Raw genomic sequence first — 6,222 nt, 5'->3', positions numbered from 1 at the left:
AACAGTTGGTCTTTCAGATCCAATGGATGAAGTGAATAAAAATAATATCAGGAATAATATCAAAAAACAGATATCAAAAGAAATTTTTGAAAAAGCAAAAATATTCCATTTAAGAGGCGGAATAGATTATTCAAAATTAAACTTTAAACATAAAACTATGATGAAATTGCTTTATAATGCAGTTAAGAATTTACCAAAAGAAAAGCAAACAGCTGAAGATAGAGCAATGATAGAAACTTATAACCAAAAAGTTAATTTTGTAGATTTTTCTAGTTTAGATAAAATAATTAATGAAATATAAAAGTAAAAGATAAATTATAATTTGTATTAGAGAAAAAATATTACAAAATAATGGAATGAGAGTATTTACTACACCTAAACTTTGTATCTTATAGAGGCAACGAATTATAAAGAAGAATAATTTGTTGACAATAAAAATATTGATGTTACAAGCAGTTCATTTGCTTTTAATAATGAATAATAGTTTATTGCCTTAATTTTGAACTTTTTTCAAGGATATAGATAACGATCCTAATTTGAAAGGAAGGATAAAAATGACAGTTTCTAATATAAAAGAAGTGATTAATAGTGATATTTATAAAGTTTGGGAAGTTGTTTTAAATGTTGATAAATATAATACATGGCGCAGTGATTTAAGTAAAACGGAAATCATTAGTGAAAAACAATTTATTGAATATACTAATGAAAATTATGCTACTACGTTTACTGTTACTGTAGTAAAACCATATAAACGTTGGGAATTTGATATGGATAATAGTAATATGAATGGACATTGGATTGGTACTTTTACTTCTAATGGAAATCAAACTGAAATAGACTTTACAGAGCATGTAATTGCTAAAAAATGGTTTATGAAACCTTTTGTTAAATCTTATTTAAAGAAACAACAGATCCAATTTGTTAAAGACTTGAAGGATTTTTTGGAACAATAGATTAAAGTTATAAATTTTGGAGGTAAATGTAAATTGAAAATAGTTCAAATAAACAAACGTGATTCTATATTAGTACAAAAATTATTAGATGTGTGGGAAAGTTCTAACTCATTTATTTTTATCAGTTGATGAGATAAATAATATTAAACAATATGTTCCTCAAGCTATAAAAGATGTTTCAATTTTAGTAATTGCAGAAAATAAAAATGGAGATCCTGTTGGTTTTATGGGTGTTGACGATAAAAGGCTGGAAATGTTATTTGTTTTAGATAAATATAGAGGACAAGGAATTGGGAAACAATTACTACAATATGGTATTGAAAATTATTCAATCAATGAATTAACTGTAAATGAACAGAATCCTCGCGCAAAAGGATTTTATGAACATATGGGCTTTGAGGTTTATAAACGAACAGAATTGGACGAACAAGGAAATCCATATCCGTTATTATATATGAAAAGAGTTGATAAATAATGATTTTGGGAGATATACAATGGTTCAGGTGATAAAGAAAAAATTTGTTGTCATTGGAAAAGAGGGTTCAACATTAGATGGTAAAGGATTTATCCAAAAATTATGGAATGATGCAAATAGTCATTTTAAAGAAATAGCGCATCTAGCAAAGAAAGATGTAAATGGAAAACTTGTAGGTATATGGGGTGCCATGTCTGATATTTCCCGCTCTTTTAAACCATGGGAAGATGATTTTAGTAAAGGGCTGTATCTAGCAGGAGTAGAATGTTTTGATGATGCAAAAGCACCTGATGGCTGGACAAAATGGACAATACCAGGCTATGAATATATAGTTGTTGAAAATCATGAAGGAGTTTTTGAAGAAACCATTAGAAAAATAAATGAAAAGGGTATTGCTCTAGTTGGAGCAGTTCACGATTATACTGACCCAGCAACAGGAAAAGACTATCTGTATTTTCCAATAAGAGAACTTTAACAAATTTTAATATACTTAAGGTTATATAAATTAAAATAAAGGGTGAAGAGATTATGCTTGAAAAGATACCAACGGAATCATCCATGATTGAATTGCTTGGACGATCATTGTATGAAATTTGGCAACAGTTATGTATGACGATCGATAAAAAATATGAAATGGATCGAATATGGAATAATGGTGGTAAGAAATGGACTTATGAGTACAAATATCGAAGAGGTGGTAAAACACTTTGTTGTCTGTATGCTAAAAGTAGCTGTATTGGTTTCATGATTATCTTTGGAAAAGATGAAAGAGCAAAATTTGAAGATATCAGAGATACTCTTTCTGGTTCTATCTGTAAACAATATGATGAGGCTAAAACATATCGTGATGGAAAATGGGTCATGTTTGAACCTACTGATACGACTGAATTTGATGATTATATTAAATTGTTGGCTATTAAAAGAAAACCGAATAAAAAATAATAATTCTATATTCGGCTAAATTGGAGTTTAATGAAGAGGACATTGTATGAGTTTGTTTGAAAAATTTATGTTTGGAATCATTTTTCCATTAATGTTTTGTTTAATAGGTGGTATTTTTGCAAGGCAAGGATATTTTTATTTTAAAAGTAAAAGAGATAAAAAACGCAAATGCTTATCACAAACATATGGGAAAATCGTAAGTATTAGTTCAATGAACACGCAAAGACGCCGTGCTTATTTTCCAACTTATGAATATGTAGTTGATAATGAGGTTATAAGAATTGAAATCAACTTTGGAACAACACATTGTCAATATAAAAGTGGCGACCAGGTAAAAATCTGGTATGATAAAAATTATCCAAAGTATAGCTATATAGATGGTTATAAAGAAGATACAGTTTCTTCTCTAGCCTGTTTGATTTTAGGAAGTGTAGCTGTATTATGTGGTATGTTTGTTGGAATTGCTGTATGGCTTAGATAGATAAAAGAGAGTTTGTTGAGGTGTTTAATTATGGATAAGCGTACGAAAATAAAAGTAATTACAACGATAATCTGTTTGCTACTAAGTATATTTGCTTTGTACACTTTTATTTTTGTTGCCGAAGTTTCTAAAGGATGGAGAATTGTTTTAATTATAATTGCAATATTCTGGATAATTTCTTGCATATCTAATTTAGTAGAATATTTTGGAAAACGAAAATAATAAAAATTCTAATTTTTAATCAGTAATAGTGAACAATTTATTGATAGTAAATTATTAGAAAAAGGAGGAACTGGTAATGGGTATTTTCAATTATTTGTAATAGCAAGGTGTATAATTGCTATTACGCCTTGCTAATCATAATATGACAAGATTAGGAGGCTTATATATGGCATATTTTAATTATTATTCAAAAAAGATATATTATAAGATTTATGGTCAAGGTGTTCCTTTGATTATGTTACATGGAGATAGTGCGTCTTCAAAAATGTTTCAATATTTAATTTCTTTATACGATTGTAATTTTCAAATTATTTTATTAGATTTTTTAGGTAATGGAAAATCACAACGTATTGAACACTTTCCAGAAAATCATTGGATTTATCAGGCAGATCAAGTGATTAAATTAATAGAATATCTTAATTTAGAAAAAGTAAATATTATAGGATGTAGTGGTGGTGCATGGACTGCTATTAATGTTGCTTTAAAAAGACCAGATTTAATAAATAAAATAATTGCAGATAGTTTTGATGGACGAACTTTACATAAAAACTTTGCAAAAGAGTTAGTTGCAGAAAGAAATAAAGCCAAAGCTGATAAGAGTGCAAGAGAATTTTACAAATGGTGCCAAGGAGAAGATTGGGAGAAAGTAATTGATGCCAATACTAGGGCATTAGTTAATTGTGCGCAAAGCAAAAGACCATTGTTTATAAAAGATTTAGCTCTATTAAAGACACTAATACTTTTTGTAGGTAGTCATGAAGATCAGATGTGTCGAAAGGATATGTATGAAGAATATAGGCAAATGTGCAAAATAGTTGCCAAGGGTAAAATTTATATGTTTGAAAAAGGCGGTCATCCGACGATATTATCAAATGCTGAAAAATTTTCGGTTTTAGTAAAAGATTTTATTTTAGATTTGAATAAATAATCATTTATATTTAATTATAATTAAAAGTAAAGAATCCGTATGAAATATTACGGATTCTTATAGTTATTATGATTTTAATAAGAAAGATAAGGAGCGAATAATGAAATTACGATTAGCTAATAAGCAAGATTTACCACAGCTTAAAACTATGTATAAAGATATAGTTGAAAATATGAACAAAAATAAAATAACAATATGGGATGATGTTTATCCAAGTATATTTTTTGAAAGTGATATTTTAAATAAGCAGCTTTATGTTTTAGAGGATGATAGTGTAATTGTTTCAGCATTTTGTTTATGTGATGATAATATAGATAGTATCCAATGGAAAGAACCAGCAGCAAAAGCATTATACATACAACGATTAGGTGTAAATGTTTTATATATGCAAAAAGGTATTGGCAGTAAAACATTAGATGAAGCTAAAGAAATTGCCCGAAAGTTAAATTATAACTATTTACGACTTTTAGTAGTTGATTTTAATTATCCAGCTATTAACTTATATTTGAAAAATGGTTTTGTAAAAAAAGAAGGTGTTCATAGCGAAGTTATTGATGAAGAAACAATTTTATATGAACATGGTTATGAAATAGAACTATAAGAATATGATAAATATTGGATAAAATTTTAATTCGTTGACTTAAAATTTTTATTCAATTAAGATTGTAAATGAGGAAGATCTTGCTCGAATATCGAGGAGGTAATTTACAAATGTATCATTGCAGATTTAAGGGAAGTCACTATGACTGTGGTTTTCATTGGGGTAGTTTATTACAAAAAAATAATGTTATTATCGCTAAACAAGACACTTTTATAGTTTCCAAAAAGCGAAAAGAGTTTACTAAAAAATGTGTTCCTATTTATCAAAAATATTATCCGGAAATTTTAGAAGAAATTAAAGGGGTTGCTAAAGGGCAAGGAACATCTTATCAAGATATGTTAGCATTTTTATTAAGTATGTATTGTTTTGAATTTAACAATAAATGTACTTGTATTGCTTATAGTGATCAAAAAAATATATTTTTAGGACGTAATAGTGATTTTTTAGTTCAAATTGAAAAATTATATATGAATTGTTTATACTCATTAGATCATGGATATGTGTTTAATGGTAATACTACGGCTTTTGTGGAAATGGAAGATGGTGTAAACGAATTTGGTTTAGCCATTGGCCTTACCTTTGTTTATTCTTTAGATATAGCACCAGGATTTAACGGTGGTATGTTAGTCCGTTATTTGTTAGAAAAGTGTAAAACTGTTTTTCAAGCAATAAAAGTTTTACAAACTATTCCAATTGCTTCAAGCCAGACTATTACACTAGCTGATGCTAGTGGTGAAATTGCTGTTGTGGAATGTAATAGTAAAGATATTAGTATTATTTATCCTGATAAAAAAGGGTATGTTGTAACAACAAATCATTTTAACTCAATTAATATGAGTAAATATACTGATTATCAAATAGATAATTGGCATTCGTTAGAACGTTATCATGTTGCTTTAAATGCATTAAACAACAATAATATATCAAAAGAAACAATTCTTGATATATTATCAGGAAAGTATGGTTTTATGTGTCAATATGATCGCAAAACTGGAGCTGATACTGTTTGGTCAGTTGGATATGATTTATCAAATAAAAAGATTTATCGAGTTGAGGGTAATCCATCTAGAAAAAAGTATAAAGAGGATACTCGATTTAAATTTTCATATTAAGTTTTTTGGTAGAAAATGATTTTTATTTTCTACCTTCTTTTGTATATTTTAATAAAAAATAACGTATAAATATATTTTATTACATTTGAGTAAAATAAAGAATTTTACTATTTTTATTTTGATATAATATAGATAAGAAGAAAAAATTAATATTAAATAAGTCACAGATATAATAAATGGGGATTAAAGATACTTGATTGAATTTATTTACAATTTAATCATAAAAGGTGGGAAAGAATATGATACTATTAAAAATTGAAAATTTGAAAAAAACATATCATGATGCTAATGATTTAATTGTCCTCGATAATTTGAATTTGACAGTTGAACAAAATGAATTTATCGGAATTGTTGGAACTTCTGGCTGTGGTAAATCAACATTGCTGCATATTATTGGTGGCGTTGATAAAGCAGATTCTGGAAGAATATTTTTAGATGATAATGAAATAAGCAGTTATGATTATAAAAAAATGGCTAGTTATCGTCGCAAACAGGTTAGTATCATTTA

At 27.5% G+C, this 6,222-nt stretch carries 11 protein-coding genes; all 11 read left to right on the top strand.

Annotated features, from left to right (window positions below):
- On the top strand, nt 1–301 hold a 301-nt coding region (locus B5E92_RS14785), incomplete at its 5' end, for a flavodoxin domain-containing protein (protein WP_239406503.1).
- Nucleotides 302–554: 253 nt separating this feature from the next.
- Nucleotides 555–953 carry an SRPBCC family protein gene (locus tag B5E92_RS14780; RefSeq protein WP_087303422.1) on the top strand — a complete coding sequence of 133 codons (399 nt, stop codon included), beginning with the start codon at nt 555–557 and terminating at the stop codon, nt 951–953.
- 88 nt (nt 954–1,041) lie between these two features.
- Nucleotides 1,042–1,428 carry a GNAT family N-acetyltransferase gene (locus B5E92_RS14775; protein WP_239406501.1) on the top strand — a complete coding sequence of 129 codons (387 nt, stop codon included), beginning with the start codon at nt 1,042–1,044 and terminating at the stop codon, nt 1,426–1,428.
- A 19-nt stretch (nt 1,429–1,447) separates the two neighbouring features.
- Nucleotides 1,448–1,903: a GyrI-like domain-containing protein gene (locus tag B5E92_RS14770; RefSeq protein WP_087303420.1), complete on the top strand. Its 456-nt coding sequence runs from the start codon at nt 1,448–1,450 to the stop codon at nt 1,901–1,903.
- Nucleotides 1,904–1,956: 53 nt separating this feature from the next.
- The gene (locus B5E92_RS14765) at nt 1,957–2,370 is read left to right on the top strand and encodes a DUF3788 domain-containing protein (protein ID WP_087303418.1); all 414 of its coding nucleotides are present in this window, start codon (nt 1,957–1,959) and stop codon (nt 2,368–2,370) included.
- Between the two features lie 46 nt (nt 2,371–2,416).
- Nucleotides 2,417–2,851: a DUF3592 domain-containing protein gene (locus tag B5E92_RS14760; protein ID WP_087303416.1), complete on the top strand. Its 435-nt coding sequence runs from the start codon at nt 2,417–2,419 to the stop codon at nt 2,849–2,851.
- A gap of 30 nt (nt 2,852–2,881) precedes the next feature.
- The gene (locus tag B5E92_RS14755) at nt 2,882–3,073 is read left to right on the top strand and encodes a hypothetical protein (RefSeq protein ID WP_087303414.1); all 192 of its coding nucleotides are present in this window, start codon (nt 2,882–2,884) and stop codon (nt 3,071–3,073) included.
- A 166-nt stretch (nt 3,074–3,239) separates the two neighbouring features.
- Nucleotides 3,240–4,001: an alpha/beta fold hydrolase gene (locus tag B5E92_RS14750; protein ID WP_087303412.1), complete on the top strand. Its 762-nt coding sequence runs from the start codon at nt 3,240–3,242 to the stop codon at nt 3,999–4,001.
- Between the two features lie 100 nt (nt 4,002–4,101).
- Nucleotides 4,102–4,602, top strand: coding sequence for a GNAT family N-acetyltransferase (locus B5E92_RS14745; protein WP_087303410.1), 501 nt, complete (start codon nt 4,102–4,104; stop codon nt 4,600–4,602).
- A 110-nt stretch (nt 4,603–4,712) separates the two neighbouring features.
- Nucleotides 4,713–5,714: a C45 family autoproteolytic acyltransferase/hydolase gene (locus tag B5E92_RS14740; RefSeq protein WP_087303408.1), complete on the top strand. Its 1,002-nt coding sequence runs from the start codon at nt 4,713–4,715 to the stop codon at nt 5,712–5,714.
- 239 nt (nt 5,715–5,953) lie between these two features.
- The coding region (locus B5E92_RS14735) for an ATP-binding cassette domain-containing protein (RefSeq protein WP_143357600.1) at nt 5,954–6,222 on the top strand (269 nt) is incomplete at its 3' end.

The sequence above is a fragment of the Erysipelatoclostridium sp. An15 genome, from assembly GCF_002160675.1.
Classification (GTDB): Bacteria; Bacillota_I; Bacilli_A; order Erysipelotrichales; family Coprobacillaceae; genus Thomasclavelia; species Thomasclavelia merdavium.
This window is presented reverse-complemented; position numbering and strand designations above follow the sequence as displayed.